The organism is Emticicia sp. MM, assembly GCF_001649495.1.
Genome location: NZ_LXHX01000112.1, coordinates 1 through 19,701 on the forward strand (window position 1 = coordinate 1; position 19,701 = coordinate 19,701).

Below are 19,701 nucleotides of genomic sequence, written 5' to 3' on the forward strand. Positions count from 1 at the left end.
TTTCACAGAGCGTATAAACAACTAACTGGTTCTGAAAAATGCCAGTGTCGTGCTGCTCGTTCACAAAGAAACCACTTAGCTTGTTGTTATCATGCTTGGTTATCTCTTAAAATAAAAGCCAAAGAACTTAATCAATCTTTATATCAAATTAGAAGTGGAGTATTTACAGATTTTTTGAAAATGCAATTAAGAAAACCGAAAATTCAAGCTCTTTAAATATCTCCAAGCGAAAGTCCTAAATAAAAATATGGCAGTTTTTAAATAAAATGTGGTTCACTTTTGAAGTGGACCACATTTTATTTAAAATAATTTGTTTTTCTGAACACCGTTCATTTTATTTGCATCGTTAATTAAAGAATAGTATAGCTCCATGGGTGTTGCAGATAGAAAAGAAAGAGAAAAAGTAGAAATGAGGCGGCAAATATTAGCCGCCGCTCAAAAACTATTTTTGGAACAAGGCTACGAAAAAACCAGCATCCGTAATATTGCTGAAGTAATTGAGTATAGTGCGGGTACAATATACCTTTATTTCAAAGATAAAAATGAAATTCTTTTTGCCTTGCATGTAGATGCCTTCAACGCTCTCATGCATGCTATGCAAGCAGGTATTGGCGTAGAAACTGACCCTTTCGAACGCTTAATTTCATTAGGGAAAAGTTACCTCAAATACGCCTTTGAAAACCCCGAATTGTATGATTTAATGTTTGTGATGACCGCCCCCATGGAAACCCTCGAATGCAGAGATGAAATTTGGTGTGACGGCGAACGAGCATTTAATACACTTAAATTAGTGGTAGGAGATTGCATGCAAGCAGGGTATTTCGCTGGTGAAAATGTCGAGACCGTTTCGGTCATGATGTGGAGTTTAGTACATGGCCTTGCAACCTTACATTTACGCCGCCGAACCATGATTTTTCCAGAAGAACGCCGTATTCAACTTCTAGAAGAAGTCTATGACCGATTTGTTGAAATGGTAAAAACATACAAACGCAAATAAGAACCAAATAATGAACCACGCTTTAGAATTTTTTAAACAACACATCGGGAAAAATGCCTCAGAAGTAAGTCCATCTCCGCTAGGTAGATGGCTAAACGGCAAGCTAATTTCAGCAGAAGAAGGCTCTTTAATAGTAGAATTTACCGTTCGTGAAGAGATGACTAATCCTGGTAGAATCTTACACGGGGGAACAATGGCGTCAATGCTTGATGATGTGATGGGAATGACAGTCTTTTCACTTGGTAAAGAAAACTTTTACTCTACTATCAACCTCAATGTCGATTACCTCTTACCTGCCCAAGTTGGAGAAAGTATTTTCGTGAAATCGAAAATTATTAGAGCAGGAAAAACAGTAGTAAATGTCGTATGTGAAGCACGTAATGCACAACAAAAACTATTGGCACAATGTAGTTCAAACTTAGTTGCCACTAGTATAAAAGTATAAGAATTTGGGGTCAGGCCTTAGTCAGGCCCTTTTTTTTGAAACTTCTACTTAACAGTGTTCAGAAACTAATAATTGATTAATGGTGGCTAATAAAGCTAAAATTAACTAAAAGCCTCTTAGAAGGTGATTTTATCCTATGAAAAAGCTATTTTTATTTTATCTATTATTTCCATTGGCCGCGGCAGCACAAACCTCCCCTATACTTGAATCATACATTCAAGAAGGTTTAAAACAAAACTTAGGCTTGAAGCAAGAACGCCTCGAAATCGAGAAATCGCTTGAAAATATCAACCAAGCCAAAGCGAACTTTATGCCTAAGCTTACTTTCAATCCGAATTACACCTTAGCTGCGGGTGGTAGAAAATTATCTTTCCCGATTGGAGATTTACTAAATCCAGTTTATTCAACACTCAATCAACTTACCAAAACAAACAATTTCCCGCAGGTAGAAAACGTGAATCAATTATTAGCACCTAATAATTTTCATGATACAAAGTTTAATTTTCAATATCCTATTTTCAATACTGATATTCGCTATAACCTACTTATTCAGAGAGATTTACTAACTGCACAAGAAGCCAAAAAAAGAATTTTAGAAAACGAAATTCGATACAGTATCACTACCGCTTATTTGCAGTATCTGCAAACACTTGAAGCACAAAAAATCTTTGATGCCTCAAGAAACCTCCTCACTGATTTTGTGAAACTCAATGAAAAATTAGTGGGCAATAATGTGGCCACCAAAGATGTCATCTATTCGGCTGAATATGAAGTAAGTAAACTCGACCAGCAAGTGGCCGTTTTGGAAAAGAATAGAGAAACAGTAAAGGTTTTCTTGAATTATTTGATGAATCGAGAATTAATGACTGAAATAGTTGCTGATACCAATTTAGTAAATAAAATCGGACAAACAGCCGCCCTACCCCAACTTAAAGAAGATGCTCTCAGTAATCGACAAGAACTGAACATGTTACGCACAAACATAAAAGTTAGTGAAACAGCCATTAAATTACAAGAAATGAATGCCCTCCGTCCGCAAGTATTTGTAGGTGGAAGTACGGGTTTTCAGGGTTTTGGCTATACATTCAAAGACCAAGCTTACATTTTAGGACAAATTGGCCTAAGTTGGGATATTTATCATGGCTACGAGAAAAAATCAAAAATACAGCAAGCCAAAATTCAAAAAAACATACTCGATACAAAGTTCGAGGAAGTACAAAAACAAATACAATTGCAAGTTTCTCAGGCATATTTTGAGTTAGAAGCTTCCAAAAAAGCCTTAAATACCGCCAAAGAAGGAACCCTGAAAGCTGAGAAATATTTTAAGGTAGTAGAAAGCAGATACCGAAACGGGCAGGCGATCATGATTGAGTATTTACGTGCCTCGAATGAAGTTATCACCGCTCGTTTGCAAGAGTCAGTAGCTCGATATGATATACTTTTAAAGCAAGCGAATTTGGATAAAGTTGGAGCGGTAAAGTAAATTTATCGAAAGACTCATACCGAGAAAATTGGATTAAAAAAATTGAAAAACTAGGATTCGAACAAAAATAAAATCTATGAAAAATTATATTTTATTAACAACTACAATCGCACTTTTGGCCATTTCTTGTGGAAAAAAACAAGAAACCAAAAAAGAAGAAACCGACGAAACTCTCACGGTTGAAGTTCAGCCTGTAAGCAAAAAATCGTTGAGCGAACCCATCATTGCCAGTGGTGTACTTTCATCAAAATCTGAAATGAAACTAGCCTTTAAAACAGGTGGCATGATTCGTCGAGTATATGTACAAGAAGGACAATTCGTGAAAGAAGGTCAACTATTAGCTGAACTTGATTTATCTGAAATTGATGCACAGGTTCGTCAAGCAAAATTAGGCTTAGAAAAATCTGAACGAGATTTAGAAAGAGTCAAAAAACTTTATGCCGATGAAGCCGCTACCCTCACCAACGTGCAAGATGCCACAACAGGCTATGATGTAGCCAAACAGAGTGTGCAAGTAGCTGAGTTTAACCAAAAATTATCGAGAATTTATGCCCCAACAAGTGGCCGTATTCTTAGAAAAATTTCTGAACAAGGCGAGCTTATCACTCCATTTGCTCCTGCCTTTATTCTTGGTACTGGCGAAAGTGCCTACCTCGTAAATGTTGGTTTAGCCGATAGAGATGTAGTAAAGGTAAAGCTCGGCGATGCTGCAACAGTTTATCTCGATGCCTACCCCAATGAGCCATTCCATGCACGCGTAACCCAAATTGCTCAAACAGTCAATCCTGCTACTGGCACATTTGAAGTAGAATTACAACTCACCCCGAATGGTAAAAAATTAATTTCGGGTTTTGTGGCTAAAGCAGAAATTTCTTCAGCCAAAGGAGCAGCCACATTATCCGTGCCGATTGAGGCATTAGTTGAAGCCGACAAAGACAAAGCTTTTGTCTTCACTCTCAATCCAAACCAAACTGTCAATAAAACACCTGTAAGAATTGGCCATATTTTCGGAAGTAACGTAGCCATAACGTCTGGCATAACTGAGGGCACGCAAATCATAACCAAAGGAGCAAATTTTCTGACCGATAAAGCGAAGGTTAAAATAAATCATAATGAATAATGTAAAATTCATAATGCAAAATGGGTCAAGAAAATAAGCCAAATATCATTTTAGAAAAGTCTTTTGCTTTTTCAGTGCGTATAGTAAAACTATATAAATGGTTTTACAAAAATCATTCTGAAGTCTTACCCTTAGCAAAACAATTACTGAGAAGTGGGACATCAATAGGTGCGAATGCTGAAGAAGCTGATAGTGCATATTCGAAAAAAGAATTTTCCGCAAAGTTTGGTATTTGCTTAAAAGAAGCAAAAGAAACTAAATACTGGATTCGCTTGCTCTATGCTTCAGAATATTTGGATGAAAACATGTTTATTTCACTCAAAAATGATGTTGAGGAATTACAGAAAATAATAACAGCAATATTAAAATCATCAAAAGAATAGTAGCAATGGTATTTTATACATTTTACATTCTTCATTATACATTAAAACCATGCGTTTAGTCGACTTTTCTGTTAAGAACTACCAATTCACTATTATCATCTTCATCATGATTATGGCCATTGGTGTGAGTTCTTTGCTCAATATGCCCAAAGCAGAAGACCCCGCTTTGAAGGCAACTTTTAATAGTATCGTGGTAGTTTACCCTGGTACTTCGCCTGCCGATATGGAGAAACTTATCGTTGACCCAATTGAAGATAAAATGTCTGAAATCAGCGATATTAAGAAAGTTATTTCTACTGCTGATGAGGGGGTTGCACAAGTTCGTTTGGAGTTTGTCCATTCTATTAATTCTGAAGAAAAATACAATGAAGTTGTGCGTGAATTAAACGCCATTCGTTCGAAGCTTCCCTCGGATATTTATAGCATGGATGTACTCCGCTTTACGCCCGAGGGTGTAAATATTATCCAATGTGCTGTAATGTCGGAAACTGCTCAGTACAAAGATTTGGAAAAAGAAGCTGATAGATTGAAAGATAAACTTTTGAAAGTAAAATCAATCAAAACGGCTGAAATCTGGGCATTCCCGAAACAACAAATCACGATTTCGGTGAATTTGGATAAAATGGCTCAGTTCAGAATTCCGTTAAATCGAGTTTTAGGTTCTATTCAGTCCGAAAATGCGAATATTCCTGCGGGAAATATAGAAATCGGTAGTCGTAAATTCAGCGTAAAAACCTCGGGAAGTTATGAAAATATTGAAGAAATAAAGAATACCATCGTAAGTTCATCAGGCACGACCGTTACTTATCTTCGAGATGTAGCCGATGTAAAATTCGATTATGAAGAAGAAACTTACTTGGGTCGTTTAAATGGTAAACGTGCCGTTTTCGTGACGGCAACCATGAAAGATGGAAGCAATATTTTTACAACGGGCGATCAAATTCGACCAATTATTGATGATTTTGCCAAAAGTTTACCAGTCGATATGCGATTCGAACAAAGTTTTGACCAAGTAAAAAGTGTTTCACACCGCCTTTTTGGTTTAGCTCGTGACTTCGGAATTGCTATTCTTTTGGTGCTCATTACCCTTATTCCACTGGGTATCCGTCCGGCCATTATCGTAATGATTTCTATTCCATTATCGTTGGCAATGGGGCTTACGATGCTCGATTTGGCTGGCTTTGGCATCAACCAATTGAGTGTAGTAGGGCTTGTGATTGCCCTTGGCTTATTGGTTGATGACTCTATTGTGGTAGTTGAAAATATTGCTCGTTTCTTACGCACAGGTATGCCACGCCAGCAAGCGGCCATTGAAGCCACCAAACAAATTAGCTTAGCGGTCTTAGGCTGTACGGCAACATTGATTTTCGCCTTCTTACCCCTTTGCTTTTTACCAGAATCGGCTGGAGATTTTATTCGAAGCCTACCGATGGCTGTCATCATGACCATTATTGCATCGCTTTTTGTTTCGCTTACGATTGTTCCTTTTTTAGCGAGTTTACTCATGCCTCGTGAAGAACACGGCGAAAATATCGTACTTCGTTTGATGAAAAAAGGTATTGAAGGTTCATACCGTAAGGTTCTGCACAAAGCACTTGAATACCCCAAAACAGCTTTATTGATTGCACTTTTGATTTTTGGAGGAAGCTTAGCCCTTATTCCTGTCGTTGGTACGAGTGTATTTCCACGTTCAGAGAAACCTCAATTTTTGATTAATATCGAAACTCCACTCGGTACAACACTCCAAGAAACCAATCAAGCAGCTCGTTTTGTAGAAAATGAATTATTAAAACATAAGATTGTCAAGAATTTTGCCACTAACGTTGGAAAATCTAACCCTCGAATTTATTACAATACTTTGCCTATCGGTGGAACTTTATCGAATTATTCGCAACTTTTCGTACAACTACAAGATCATGTAGAAGTGCCTGAGCGTGAGCAATTTATTGATAAACTTCGTGCTACCTTTGATTCTTATGCAGGAGCAAAAATTCGTGTGATTCAGTTTGAGCAAGGAGCTCCATTCGAGGCACCATTGGCTGTGAGAATCATGGGTGAAAATCTTGACTCATTACGTGTTATTTCGGCAAAAGTTGAAAAAGTATTCAAAGAAACCAAAGGTACAATTTACGTAAATAACCCACTTTCTGCACAAAATGTAGATTTACGTGTAAATATCAATAAAGATAAAGCAGGTATGTTGGGCATTCCAACGGCTGATATTGACCGTACTATCAGGATGGGTATTGCTGGTGTGAATCTTGGGATTTACAAAGAAAAAGATGGTGAAGAGATGAATCTTAATGTAAGTTTACCAAGAAATGAACGCCCAAGCATGGATGTGTTTTCTAAGGTATTTGTTACTAACCAAATGGGAACACTTGTGCCTTTGAGCCAATTGGCCACAGTGGGTTTTGAAACTTCACCAAATCGAATTAATCACTATGACCGTGAGCGTTATTCTACGGTTTCGGCCTTTATTAAGAGTGGTTTTCTTACACCAGAAGTAACGAAAGAAGCTGTTGAAAAACTCAAACAAGTAAAATTACCAAAGGGCTATGAAATAAAAATGGCAGGGGAAGTAGAGCGTTCGGCCGAAACTTTTGGTGGACTTGGCACAATCATCATTATCACAATCTTTGGTATTATTGCCATTCTGATTCTTGAATTTAAAACCTTTAAAAGTACGCTTATTGTACTTTCGGTTATTCCATTGGGCTTAATTGGAGCAATTTTAATTTTATTATTTACCGGAAACTCCCTTTCATTTACGGCAATCGTAGGTATCATCGCTCTGGCGGGTATTGAGGTAAAAAACTCTATTTTACTCGTAGATTATACCAATTATCTGCGTAAAGAAAATGGACTTTCGATTGATGAAGCTATCGAAGAAGCGGGCGAAACGCGATTTATACCAATTGTACTAACAACTATGACCGCCATTGGAGGTATGATTCCGCTCATTATGGAGCATTCGCCGCTTTACTCGCCGCTGGCTTTAGTAATTGTTGGGGGTTTAATTTCATCATTGATTCTAACCAGAATTGTTACACCAGTGATGTATAAATTACTTCCACCAAGTTTGAAATAATATTCAAAATGAAAAGTTTTTTATATATTTTGAAATAAATATTAAATTTTCATGGAAAACGAAGATTTCAAAAGTATTTATCTTGAAAACCGAAACGCATGGAGAAGTTGGTTGATAGAAAACCACGCTTCTGAAAAGAATATTTGGATAAAAATATATAAAAAACAAAGTCAAACACCCAGCGTTTATTATGATGAAGCAGTTGATGAAGCCCTGTGCTTTGGGTGGGTAGATAGCTCAATTAAGAAAGGAAACGATGAGTTTTATTATCAGTTTTTTGCCAAAAGAAACCCCAAAAGCAACTGGAGCAGAATAAATAAAGCAAAAGTTGAAAAACTCCTTAGCGAAGGCTTAATGGCCGAAGCTGGCCTAAAAATGGTTGAAATTGCGAAAGAGATAGGTACTTGGACAGCTTTAGATGATGTTGAAAATCTCATCAGTCCGTCCGATTTGCAAGAAAAATTAGACCAAAATCCAACTGCTAAAGGTTATTTTGAAGCTTTTCCGCGTTCGGTAAAACGAGGAATTTTAGAGTGGCTTCTTAATGCCAAACAAGCAGAGACTCGCCAAAAACGTATTGAGGAAATTGTAAGTTTAGCCGAAAAAAACGAACGAGCAAATCAGTATAAACCAAAGGTTTAGATAATAAACATCAATTTATTTAATGTAAAAAAAGTAGTTTAGTTTTAAACCATTTAGTCCGTAGGACTTTCATATTGGTTGTATAAAACCAAAAAAGTATGTTTAGAATGCCGTAGGTATTCAACAAATAGGAACGTTCTCTAATAAAAAATGGATAATTGTAAATATTAAGATACTGTTTTGTAGCACTTAAATTTTCAATTATCCATTCTTATTTATTGATTAGTCTTAGAATGACTTTGCAATATTTGTAAACTCTCTTGATTTTAAAGAAGCACCACCAACTAAACCACCATCAACATCTGGACAAGCGAAAAGTTCTTGAGCATTGGCTCCGTTTACGCTTCCACCATAAAGGATAGAAATTTCATCTGCTACTTCTTGGCCATATTTTGATGCTAGATGGTCTCTCAAAACTTTGTGCATTTCTTGTGCTTGGTCGTTCGATGCCGTTACGCCAGTACCGATAGCCCAAATTGGTTCGTAAGCAATCACGGTCTTCTTCAAATCTTCAGCCGATAAGTGGAAAAGGCTGTTTGTAATCTGACCACAAACGAAATCGAAATGAATACCTTCATTGCGTTGCTCTAAAGTTTCGCCACAACAGAAGATTGGCGTAAGACCTTCTGCTAAAATAGCATCTACTTTCTCAGCCAAAAATGCATCTGATTCATTGAAATATTGACGACGCTCGCTGTGACCAATGATGATGTAGCTTACGCCTACCGATTTCAACATCGGAACAGAAACTTCACCTGTATATGCCCCCGAAGCCTTCGGATAACAGTTTTGTGCACCTAAAGCAACTTTTGGCGTATCAATCATTTTTCCGAAAGAGCTTAAATAAGGAGCAGGTACACAAACAATCACCTGTACATTAGGGTTTGTTACCTCGTCTTTTACCATATTTACTACTTCTGAAAGTAAGATTTGACCTTCTTCAAAAGTTTTGTTCATTTTCCAGTTACCAGCGGCGATTTTTTTTCTCATTGCTCTTAGAATCTTTGGTTAATTTCTAGCCGATAGACTATCTATAACTATCGACATTATATTTTCAACTAATTGATTGTAAACTATTTAAAAACCTATTTTTCTTAAATAGCCTCGCAAAGATACTTGTTTTTTTATTTGTTGGGTAAAACAATTTTCTAAATTGTTTGATTATAGCACAATTCAGAGAATTGTGCTATAACCAAATTTCCATAGCTACATCAGCACGCTCATAAGGCGAGGTAAAGTTTTCTATCCTACTAAAACCCAGTTTTTTATACAAAGCCAATGCAGGAGCAAGCGTCGAATTGGTTTCGAGATAAACACGCTTTGCACCTAAATCACGAGCTTTTTGCACAATTGCCTCACCAATCAACTTGCCAACTCCCAAGCCTCTTGCAGCCTCGGTTACACCCATTTTACAAAGTTCGTAGGCATCATTACCTATTGGTTTTAGTGCAGAAGTGCCTAAATATTCTTCACATCTACGAGCTAAAAGAACCGCTCCACCTGTACTTATAAAATATTTTTCAGGATTTTCGAGCGAGTCTAAATCGCCTTGTTCAACCTTAAAATACTTTTTTATCCACTCATAATTTATCTGCTTAAAAGCCTGTTTATGAGTCTCATTTGATGGGTCAAGTTCTATGATTTCTATTGTTTGCATTTGATTCAGAAATTATAATTTTGCTGCTACATCTCGAATTGTATCTAATAAATACTCGATAGATTGCTCGGTTTTACGGTGGTTGATAATACACGCCCGCAAGACAAATTCACCATTGAGTTTTGTACTCGTAATAAATACTCGTCCGTCGGCCTCAAGGGCAGGAATGAGTTGTTGATTCAATGCCGTGATTTCTTCTTCAGCTGTTAAATTTCCTTTGTATCTAAAACAAGCAACCGCCAAATCAGCCTTCGATTTTAACTCAAAATCGGATGATTCTTCCACAAGTTTGATTAAATAATTGGTCAAATCAATGTCTTTCTGAATCATTTGTTGAATACGGTCAAAACCATAGGCCTTTACCGACATCCAAGCCTTAAATGCTTTGGCATTGCGAGACAGCTGGAAATAATGTTCATTAAACTCTAATCGAGCATTGGCATTTTCTTGCAGTTCGGTAGCTAAATAATCGGCTTCTTTGTAATAGGTATCACGCATGATTCTCCAATTTCTAACCAAAACACAACCAATTTCGAAGGGTTGATAAAGCCATTTATGGAAATCAAGTGCCACGGAGTCGGCTCGCTCCAAACCAGCATATTTTGCTTTTAATGAGGGCAATGATGAAGCCAAACCACCATAAGCCCCATCAATATGTAGCCAAAGATGATATTTTTGGGCAATATCGGCCAACGCATTGAGGTCATCAATTGCTCCAGTGTTTACAGTTCCCGCATTGCCAACAATACAAAATGGTTGAAAACCTTGTTCAATATCTACTTTAATCTGATTTTCGAGAGCCTCTACATCAATCGTTAAATCATTTTGGGTTTTCACTCTACGCAAATGGTCGGTGCCGATACCAATGAGTGATAAGCTCTTATCTACACAATTATGTGTTTCGGTCGAGCAATAAACGGTAAAGGGTTTTACGCCAAATAAACCTTTGCGTTTAATATCAAATTTCTTGAAAAAGATATTTCTTGCCACAGTCAAACCTGCCAAGTTAGCTTCTGAGCCTCCACTTACCATTGCACCGCCTGCTTCTGATGTGTAATCAATCATTTCGGCTGCCCATTTTATCACACGTTTTTCGATTTCGGTCATAGCAGGAGCCAAATGCCATTTCGTATTATTTTGATTTACAGTTGAAAGCAACAACTCAGCAACCGTTGAAATTTGATTTCCCCCCGACATCACATAGGCATACATGTTTTTACCTAAATTACCCGTTGCACTATCAAAAACCTTGGTTTTTACTTCATCAAGTAATTCAAAACTATCTTTTCCTGTTCGTGGTAAAGGTTCATTAAACCAGCCCTCCACCTCTTCTTGTGAACTTACATTAAACCCTTTTATCTCATCTAAATGCTCATATTTATCTAGTACCATTGCAGATACTTTTTGGAGGATATTTGCAAACTCTTCATTACTAAAATCTAAAGTATTATTATTCATAGGTCATTTATTTTATCAATAATCGGTAAATTTTTAGGCCAGAAATCTTTGGCAATTTATAACTTGATGGTGCACTTTCGGGGGGCATGAGGTCAAAGCCATTTCGCTCGTAAAATCTATGAGCCGCCTTTGCCGGTGGCGGCGTATCGAGCCACAATGCCTCATAACCTTTTCCTTTGGCATATTGAAGCAGGGTTTCAAACAATCGTTGGGCTAAATTTTCATCTTTATCTCCACGCATTGATTTATTCAAAAACATTTTTCGAAGAACAGCCTGCCCATCAGTCAGAGGTTCAATACCAATGGTTCCCATCACTTGATTTTCATTATTAAGAGCAATCCAAAAGCAGCCATTTTTATAAAATTCTGCAATATTGGGTAAGTCTGGTTGGTCTTGGGCAGTCAAACCTAAACCAAATTCATCGTTCTGAACACCTAAAACTAAGGTTTCTACCTGTTTTTGGTAACTTTCAGTATATGTTTGAATGGATGTTTTCATATAATTTTCTTTTAGATTTTATTTTGTAGGACAGGTTTCCAACCTGTCAGTATTACTTCGACAGGTTAAAAACCTGTCCTACTTTTTTGATTCCAAGTATTCTTTCATGCGTTCGGTGTGAGATTTTATTGCAAAATATGCCTCCATTTCTTCCAATGCCTTCAAAATATTAGTTGGCTGAGCTTCAACTACTTGGCGGTTTACTTCCCTAATATCATCCCAAATGAGTTGCAATTGGGGCAACATACTGAGGCCTTTTTTGCTTAGTTTTAAAAGGCGTTTGCGAGCATCTTCTTTCGATTTTGTAGAAGTTATCCAGCCTTTTTTCTCTAATTCTTTAGCTAACTGAATCACGCCAGGGTGTGAAATATTCAATTTTTGGGCAATATCCATGATTCCCAACTCCTTTTCTTGCGAAAGCAAATAATAAAGCGGAAACCATTTGGGTTCAAACTCTACTCCATTGCTCCGATAAAACTCTTCACCCGCACGCATGATATAATCACTCATTCGCTTAAGTCGACTGGCAACAATGAGCGGACCTAATTTTGAAAAAACATCTTGCATTGTGTAATTAATTACGTAATTGATTACGTAAATTAAAACCTAATTTTTTATATTTCAAAATAAGCCTTAATTTTTTCAGTATTCAAGCTGAATATTGCTTTGAATTGAGCAATATTCGGGTGGTTAGGGGCTGATTTTTAGGAGATTTTTGTAAAAAATATATTAAAAGAATTATGCTCGAAAAAATGAATACTGACTCGATGGCACGAAGCCTAAATGAAAATGGATATGCTTTGCTCACAAACGTTGTAACCGATGAAATTTGTAACGAATTGGCTCAAAACTATGATGATTCAAAGCTATACAGAAGCTTAATAAACATGAAACGCTACCAATTTGGGAGTGGAGAATACAAGTATTTTAAATATCCACTGCCTCAGATAATCGAACAACTACGCCAGCAGTTCTATGAAGTTTTGGCTCCAATAGCCAACGAATGGATGATTAAATTAGGTATTGATAAGCATTTTCCACCAACACTCGGTGAATTATTAAATGAATGCCACCAAAATGACCAAAACCGACCAACACCATTGATTTTGAAATATGAAAAAGGCGACTGGAATGCTTTGCATCAAGATTTATACGGAGAAGTATATTTCCCTTTTCAAGTGGTCTTTTTTCTAAGTCAAGCCAATGTAGATTATACGGGAGGAGAGTTTTTAATGCTCGAAAATAGGCCAAGAATGCAGTCGAAAGGAATTGTTTTACAAGCAAATAAAGGTGATGCAGTGATTTTTACCACTAATTTTCGACCCACATTGGGTACTCGTGGGTATTATCGAACTTCGATGCGGCACGGTGTGAGTGAAATCCGAAGCGGAAAAAGAATTAATTTGGGTATTATTTTTCATGATGCAAAGTAAGTTTAAAATAGCCAAAAACAGAATTCATTGCCGTCTGCTTTAGCCGACGGATACTATAAAAGAAAACAATATTGGCTTTATAGCTTAAATTAAAGCTTGGGCTAAAGCCAGTTCAATTATTTTACTTTCTTATCCCTTCAGTTAAAACTGACGGCAATGAATAAAACTAATTACTCTGAATATTTACACAATTTGGAAAATTGTGCTACGCCTTGGCCATTTCCCAGCCTATAATTGCTTTTTTACGGGTTGTTCCCCAACGGTAGCCACCAATCCCTCCTACTTTTTGTAGCACCCGATGGCACGGTATGATATACCCCAAACGGTTACTTCCAATGGCCGTTCCGACTGCTCTTTGGGCGGTGGGTTTTCCTATGGCATTGGCAATGGTCTCGTAGCTTACGACTTGTCCAAACGGAATTTTTAGCAGGGCTTCCCACACTTTTATCTGAAAATTTGTTCCACGTAAAAGCAATGTAATTGGCTCTGATTGACTTTGGTTTAAGTAGAAAATTTGGTCGATTAATGGCTTTGTATAGTCATTATCAAAAATGAGTTTAGCTTTTTCAAAATCTTGTTGTAGTTCGGCTATTATATGCTCTTTGCTTTCTGTTTCAAGGAATCGGAAGTCAGTAATTCCTCGGTCAGTCAAGGCAATGAGGCACTCACCAAAAGGTGTTTCATGAATTCCGTATCTTACCGTCAGCCCTTCACCTTTGGCTTTAAATTCGGCGGGCGTCATCGCTTCATACGTTACAAATAAATCATGTAATCGGCTTGAACTTGATAACCCAGACTCAAAAGTAGCCTCAAGAATATTTGCACTGTCGAGCAGTTTTTCTTTAGCAAATTCTTTGGTGAGAAATCGCATAAAACGTTGTGGACTTGTACCCGCCCACTTACTAAAAAGTCTATTAAAATGAAATTCGGAAAGGGCTACATGGTCGGCAATTTCTTTCAAACTTGGCTGAGATTGAAAATTATCTTCAATAAATTGAATAGCTTTTTCAATTCTACGGAAATCTATATTTTCTTGAATTTCTGACACTTCCATTGTATATGATTTTAAATTCTGAATCAAAATTACGGTGGATAGTGCTATTCTACAATCTGATTTTTGCGGAGTTAAGTGGTAAAACGCTGGCAAGGTTTTGAACTTTACCAGTGTTAAAACTGATTTTAAACTAATTCTTTCTTGGCAAAAAGTTGTTTAAGTTTAGCGGAAAGGCTTGGTTTTTCGGCCATTTTAAATTTGACTTTATACTTTTTAATAATTCGAGCGGAAAGAATTCCAAGAATGACACCGGGAGCTGTCCAGGTAAGAATAAACACGAAACTTGGGGTGTTATCAGGTAGGAATCTTGGAACAATATTTACACAAAAAGCAGTAATTGCAGCGGTATAAGCTCCCATCATTTTTCCTGCATGGGCAAAAAACCAGTGCATTTTCTCAGGTTTTACGTAGCCTAAGTATAATCTAAGGTCGCCGTAGGCATTCAAAACACTTACTGTTCCGAAAATAAAAAATAATATATTAAGTGAGCCAAATTGTTTGGCAGGATTAATCGTTAGAAATACACCATAAGCCCACATACAAATACCTGAAATACCTATACTCCAAGCACCTACTTTATCGGTTAAGGTAGGAATTAAGCCTTTTTTCATGGCCAACATACGCTTGCCCGACCAATTTGGATAAAAACTCACAATGCCTATGCCTAAGAAGAACTGATATTTTAGGTTTGTAGGATAAAGTATAAAGAAAATACTTGTTGTAATAAATATCATAAACATCGACCAGTAGAAAACCATTCCCGCGCGATTATGTACCTTTCCCCCTTTATTGGTAATCATAGCTACTAAGCCTGCCAGCAACGACAAGATTCCACACAATACATGAACTGCAGTTGAAGCTTTATAAATGAGCGTTTCCATTGTTAAATATCTTTTGTGTATATGAATAGTTAAAAAGAAAATAAGCTAATAGCAATATTTTTATCTTCGTTTAAATCAAAAGCACATTGCTCGAAATTTGGTGGCCCCATAAGCATAGTTAGGTTTGAAAAACCAAAAGGTTCGGCAGGCATTTGTCCATTCATATCGAGTTTATTATCACCGTTCAAATCTTGGAATAAAACAATGGCATATTTACCTTCCAATATTCCTTCAAACTTTAAGATTATTTCTCCCTCTTTTGTTAATTCGGCAGTGGCTGATTTTATTCCTCCACCTTGTGGAAAACTATTTTCATCATTAGAAATGGTAGCAAAAATTTTTCCTGTTCTTTGTTGAATACCTTTTACTGTGACTACCACACTGTATTTACTTTGAGCAAAAATATTAAATGATATTAGTGTTAAAAAAGTAATAAGGATAGTTGTTTTGAAGAGCGTTTTCATTTGAGTAATCTTTTTTTGTGTTATTTGACTGACACAAATGTAGAATAGCTCAAAAAAATGCACAAATGAAAGGGCTGTGTATCAATACTTTGGGAAGTTTGACAATAAGCAGGGAAGAATAGCAAGCTTTTGGGATGAATATCAAAGCCTTATTTTAAGCGTTCAACTATTTCAGAATATTTTCGGGCAACTGGCACTTGTAATGCAGGAACCTCAAGGTGAAGTTTATAACCTTGTGCATTGCCCGTAACGTTTGCTACTTTATCAAGATTAACAATAAACGAACGATGACAGCGAACAATATTGGGATAATTAATTTGACCTTCAAGACGAGTGAGGCTACTACGGAGAAGTTCTTTTTGAAGGACTCCTTCTTTTTCAAAAACTATAGTCGAGTAATTATCAGATGATTCAATGTAAAGAAGTTTGGTAGCCGAAAGCTCTATAAAATCTTTCTCGTTTTCAGCAATTAATTTAATCGTACTTGATGGGGTGAATGGCTCAGCATGGTGATGTACTTCAATTGGTTGAGTATATTTTTTTAGTTGCACGATATAATTGAGCATTACTCCAAAAGTTGCTGGAAAAACGCCAATAATCATCACGCCAATAAACATCCAAAAGAATGTACCAAAACTAATTTTTAGATGAAAAGCAAAATTGCTATACAGTAAGTTACCGAATGCAATCATCAGAATTAGTAACATAATTGCAAGAATCTCCCGACCAACATTCCAAAATGCTTCATTATGATATTTGGGGAATGTTTTAAAAATTCCCAAACGCAAGATAAGTCCGCATAGAGTTGTAATTAGGCCAAAGCCTATCAAATGCCAAACCTTATTTGGGTCATGCCATTCGCTAACTCCTAACGGTTGAAATACGATTAAAAATAATGCAATAAAAGCACCTTCGCCCAAACTTTGCAGTAGTACGCTGAGTTTTGTTTTTTCTCCAAAAGGGTATGGTTGGCGTAAAATTTTAAGCATTTAATCAATTAAATGGTCGCCAGTTAAGAATTTGGCTAATAAAGCTTGGTAATACTTCAGGATATAATAACACCATCATGATGATTCCAAAAATAGCTCCCCACCAGTGAGCAGAATGATTGATGTAGCCATTTCCGCGACGCATTTCGTAGTAAGTATAAGCTAAATATAAAATGGCAAATATAAAAGCCGGCATTGGTATAAAGAAAATAGCCAATTGAGCCGTAGGAATGAATAAAATTGTACCAAATATAACGGCCGAAACTGCCCCAGAAGCTCCCAGTGAACGGTACCCACTATCTTTACGATGCTTCACAAAAGTCGGTAAATCAGAAACAACAATAGCAATTACATAGAAAAGCACATAAGCTACCGAACCAATTTTAGGGTCATCGAAGCGTTGAATGAATACTTGTTCCATAAACTCCCCAAAACTATAAAGGGTGTACATATTGAAGAACAAGTGCATATAATCGGCATGAACAAAACCAGAGGTTATGAAACGATGGTATTCTTTTCTTCGTTCGACGGCATAGGGGTGCATTAACCAGTTTTCGAGAAAACTATAATTGTTAAATGCATAAAGACTAATACCTACTGTAGCTAAGACAATTAATAAATTTGCTGAAATTTGTTCCATTTTATTTATTTCCAAATCTGAAGAAGCCTTCGCTTTGAGCGAGTATTGCCCAGCGAAGGCTTCCTTCATTATGATTCTCTTTCGATTAGTTGTTTAGTTAACTGAATTAAAGGCGTTTTTCGTTCAATTGGGGCATTGAGTTTTTCTAAATCAGCCAATCCTGTATTAAAATATTTGTTCATCTGGGCCTCAGCTAATGCACGAATACCAAGTGAGTTATAAATCTCGGTCACGGCCTTCACTTTTACTTCTTTATCAAATTCTTTGGCATCAATCCATTTTTGAAGTTCGGCCTCTTCGGCTTTACCCTTACTTAATTCAAGAGCTTTTAATAAAAGCCAAGTTTTTTTATTTTCTATGATATCACCCCCTACTTGTTTACCAAATTTCTCAGGGTCGCCATAAACATCAAGGATATCATCTTTTAACTGAAAGCCGATTCCGATATTAGTGCCAAAATCGTATAATAGTTGTGTTGCTTCTTCACCAGCCTCGGCAATTAAACCACCTAATTCTAGTGCAAAACCCAATAAAACCGAAGTTTTTAAGCGAATCATGTTAATATATTCCTCTTCCGTAACATCATTTCGAGTGGCAAAATTCATATCCCATTGTTGACCTTCACATACTTCAGCGGCCGTACGGTTGAATCTCTTGATTACATGCTTAAAAATCTTGTCATCAACGGCAGTCATGAGTTCATAGGCACACACGAGCATCACATCACCCGAAAGAATCGCCACATTCGGATTCCACTTTTCGTGAACTGTTAGTTGTCCTCTACGAAGCGGAGCTGCATCCATAATATCATCGTGCATGAGTGTAAAGTTGTGAAAAACTTCAACCCCAAGAGCAGGTTTGAGTGCTTTTTGCCAATCATCAGTAAAAATATTGGTGGCCATGACAGTCAGCAAAGGACGCATTTTTTTCCCGCCAAGCGACATCAAATATTCAATGGGTTCGTAGAGTTCAACGGGGCTTTCACCGTATTGAGTTTGGGCAACTTCGGTTTGAATTGCTTTCAGAAAAACTTCTAATGACATAAAAACAAGGGACGAATTTAAATAATCGCTCAAAAGATGAATATAACTTCAAATAACGCCAAACTTAACAAAACTATCAAGTAAATTATGAAGCAGTAGCTGGCATTAAATTAGAAGACTTTGAATATCAACTTATTAAAGTAGGATTTGGTTTAAAATTTCACTCTACCTAAACGCTTATTCAATTTTACTGTTGTGAAAAATAGTGTTGAAAACCAACAAAAACGCCACTACAATTTCTTATAGTGGCGTTTTTATTTTGGTTCAATACTTATTTATAGATTAAACAAAGGTACCACTCCCCGAGCGAAGCCGAGGGGGAGGAGAAAGGAAAATCAAGCATGAATATTCCAAACCCAACCAAATGTATCTTCTACTTTACCTGTACGAATATCGTTCAAGGCATTTTTCAATCTTGTTGACATTGAATCGGCTGTTATTTCTGGTAAAACATAATCTTTACCATTAAAACCAATAGCAGCAAATGGCGAAACCACTACGGCAGTTCCTGCACCAAATACTTCGGTTACACTTCCGCTTTCGATTCCTGAAATAATTTCTTCAACCGATACTCTTCTTTCTTCGACCTCAATACCCATTGATTTCGCAAGCTGAAGCAAAGTATCACGTGTGATACCTTTCAGGATTGTAGTGCTTGTATTTGGCGTAATAAGTTTTCCGTCTTTCACAAACATCACATTCATTGTACCTGATTCTTCGAAATATTTATGTTCGATAGCATCTGTCCACAACAATTGTGTATAACCTTGCTCTTGAGCTAATTTTGCTGGATACAACGACGCTGCATAATTACCTGCACATTTTGCATAACCCACACCACCCGGAGCCGCACGAATAAATTCAGTCTCAACTTTCACTTTCGGTGGAGTCGAGTAATATTTACCTGCTGGACTCATGATAATCATGAAACGGTAATTTAGCGAAGGACGAACACCTAAATATACATCGCTTGCGAACATAAACGGACGCAAATAGAGAGAATTGTCTTCTCCTTTCGGTACCCAAGCAGCATCAATTTTCAATAATTCTTCCAAACCGCCAATAAAAATTTCTTCTGGAACCTGTGCCATACACATACGTTCTGCTGAAATATTGAAACGTTTGAAGTTCTCTAAAGGACGAAACATCAACACCTCATCTTTATCGTTTTTGAAAGCTTTCATTCCTTCAAAAATCGACTGACCATAGTGAAGTGTAGCCAATGCCGGATTGTAGCTAATATCGCCATAAGGCATAATTTTTGGTGTTTGCCATACACCATTGATACAATCTGCTACCAACATGTGGTCGGTAAAAATTGTTCCGAATACAATGTTGTTAGGGTCAAATTGATTGATACGGCTCTCTGCAACCAGCGAAATGTCTATGTTAAGTGTTTCTGTCATAACAAAAATGTTTTTG

At 36.9% G+C, this 19,701-nt stretch carries 20 protein-coding genes and 1 pseudogene; 9 read left to right on the forward strand and 12 right to left on the reverse strand.

From position 1 onward, the window contains the following. The 8 genes and pseudogenes from A6M55_RS17595 to A6M55_RS14790 all read left to right on the forward strand — a co-directional run. Positions 1–216 (forward strand): annotated as a pseudogene (locus tag A6M55_RS17595) (transposase); the annotation flags it as partial. A 154-nt stretch (positions 217–370) separates the two neighbouring features. Beyond that, positions 371–997, forward strand: coding sequence for a TetR/AcrR family transcriptional regulator (locus A6M55_RS14760; RefSeq protein WP_015028297.1), 627 nt, complete (start codon positions 371–373; stop codon positions 995–997). Positions 998–1,007: 10 nt separating this feature from the next. Continuing rightward, complete coding sequence (locus tag A6M55_RS14765; protein WP_015028298.1) at positions 1,008–1,442, forward strand: PaaI family thioesterase; 435 nt, start codon at positions 1,008–1,010, stop codon at positions 1,440–1,442. Positions 1,443–1,578: 136 nt separating this feature from the next. Continuing rightward, positions 1,579–2,925, forward strand: coding sequence for a TolC family protein (locus A6M55_RS14770; RefSeq protein ID WP_064198318.1), 1,347 nt, complete (start codon positions 1,579–1,581; stop codon positions 2,923–2,925). 76 nt (positions 2,926–3,001) lie between these two features. Continuing rightward, the gene (locus A6M55_RS14775) at positions 3,002–4,045 is read left to right on the forward strand and encodes an efflux RND transporter periplasmic adaptor subunit (RefSeq protein ID WP_064198319.1); all 1,044 of its coding nucleotides are present in this window, start codon (positions 3,002–3,004) and stop codon (positions 4,043–4,045) included. A gap of 20 nt (positions 4,046–4,065) precedes the next feature. Next, on the forward strand, positions 4,066–4,428 hold the full coding sequence (locus tag A6M55_RS14780) for a four helix bundle protein (RefSeq protein ID WP_064198320.1): 363 nt from the start codon (positions 4,066–4,068) through the stop codon (positions 4,426–4,428). A gap of 49 nt (positions 4,429–4,477) precedes the next feature. Further along, a complete protein-coding gene (locus A6M55_RS14785; RefSeq protein ID WP_064198321.1) occupies positions 4,478–7,519 on the forward strand; it encodes an efflux RND transporter permease subunit in 3,042 nt (1,013 codons plus the stop codon). A 51-nt stretch (positions 7,520–7,570) separates the two neighbouring features. After that, positions 7,571–8,161 (forward strand): YdeI family protein, encoded by a 591-nt coding sequence (locus A6M55_RS14790; protein ID WP_064198322.1) that lies wholly within the window; start codon positions 7,571–7,573, stop codon positions 8,159–8,161. Positions 8,162–8,389: 228 nt separating this feature from the next. On the opposite strand, the gene tpiA is transcribed toward A6M55_RS14790, so the two are convergent. The 5 genes from tpiA to A6M55_RS14815 all read right to left on the reverse strand — a co-directional run bounded on the left by tpiA (position 8,390) and on the right by A6M55_RS14815 (position 12,342). Beyond that, on the reverse strand, positions 8,390–9,151 hold the full coding sequence (gene tpiA / locus A6M55_RS14795; protein WP_064198323.1) for a triose-phosphate isomerase: 762 nt from the start codon (positions 9,149–9,151) through the stop codon (positions 8,390–8,392). Between the two features lie 196 nt (positions 9,152–9,347). Further along, positions 9,348–9,818, reverse strand: a complete 471-nt coding sequence (locus A6M55_RS14800; protein WP_064198324.1) for a GNAT family N-acetyltransferase — start codon at positions 9,816–9,818, stop codon at positions 9,348–9,350. A gap of 12 nt (positions 9,819–9,830) precedes the next feature. Then, the gene (locus tag A6M55_RS14805; protein WP_064198325.1) at positions 9,831–11,276 is read right to left on the reverse strand and encodes an aminotransferase class I/II-fold pyridoxal phosphate-dependent enzyme; all 1,446 of its coding nucleotides are present in this window, start codon (positions 11,274–11,276) and stop codon (positions 9,831–9,833) included. Positions 11,277–11,283: 7 nt separating this feature from the next. Next, entirely contained in the window at positions 11,284–11,775 is a 492-nt protein-coding gene (locus A6M55_RS14810; protein ID WP_064198326.1) for a GNAT family N-acetyltransferase, read from the reverse strand. Between the two features lie 78 nt (positions 11,776–11,853). After that, entirely contained in the window at positions 11,854–12,342 is a 489-nt protein-coding gene (locus A6M55_RS14815; protein WP_015028308.1) for a MarR family winged helix-turn-helix transcriptional regulator, read from the reverse strand. 185 nt (positions 12,343–12,527) lie between these two features. On the opposite strand from A6M55_RS14815, the gene A6M55_RS14820 reads away from it, so the two are divergent. Further along, positions 12,528–13,208, forward strand: coding sequence for a 2OG-Fe(II) oxygenase (locus A6M55_RS14820; protein ID WP_229235546.1), 681 nt, complete (start codon positions 12,528–12,530; stop codon positions 13,206–13,208). Positions 13,209–13,413: 205 nt separating this feature from the next. Here A6M55_RS14820 and A6M55_RS14825 read toward each other — a convergent pair whose 3' ends face one another. From A6M55_RS14825 to A6M55_RS14855, 7 genes are all read right to left on the reverse strand, one after another. Then, entirely contained in the window at positions 13,414–14,262 is an 849-nt protein-coding gene (locus A6M55_RS14825; RefSeq protein ID WP_015028310.1) for a methylated-DNA--[protein]-cysteine S-methyltransferase, read from the reverse strand. Positions 14,263–14,387: 125 nt separating this feature from the next. Beyond that, positions 14,388–15,143, reverse strand: coding sequence for a hypothetical protein (locus tag A6M55_RS14830; RefSeq protein WP_064198328.1), 756 nt, complete (start codon positions 15,141–15,143; stop codon positions 14,388–14,390). A gap of 29 nt (positions 15,144–15,172) precedes the next feature. Continuing rightward, on the reverse strand, positions 15,173–15,607 hold the full coding sequence (locus tag A6M55_RS14835) for a DUF2141 domain-containing protein (RefSeq protein WP_015028312.1): 435 nt from the start codon (positions 15,605–15,607) through the stop codon (positions 15,173–15,175). A 149-nt stretch (positions 15,608–15,756) separates the two neighbouring features. After that, positions 15,757–16,596 carry a LytTR family DNA-binding domain-containing protein gene (locus A6M55_RS14840; protein WP_064198329.1) on the reverse strand — a complete coding sequence of 280 codons (840 nt, stop codon included), beginning with the start codon at positions 16,594–16,596 and terminating at the stop codon, positions 15,757–15,759. Between the two features lie 4 nt (positions 16,597–16,600). Further along, complete coding sequence (locus A6M55_RS14845) at positions 16,601–17,305, reverse strand: rhomboid family intramembrane serine protease (RefSeq protein WP_305953144.1); 705 nt, start codon at positions 17,303–17,305, stop codon at positions 16,601–16,603. Beyond that, positions 17,305–18,279, reverse strand: coding sequence for a polyprenyl synthetase family protein (locus A6M55_RS14850; protein WP_064198330.1), 975 nt, complete (start codon positions 18,277–18,279; stop codon positions 17,305–17,307). Before A6M55_RS14850 ends, A6M55_RS14845 begins: the two co-directional genes overlap by 1 nt. 335 nt (positions 18,280–18,614) lie before the next feature. After that, on the reverse strand, positions 18,615–19,685 hold the full coding sequence (locus tag A6M55_RS14855) for a branched-chain amino acid aminotransferase (RefSeq protein WP_015028316.1): 1,071 nt from the start codon (positions 19,683–19,685) through the stop codon (positions 18,615–18,617). Between the last annotated feature and the right edge of the window lie 16 nt (positions 19,686–19,701).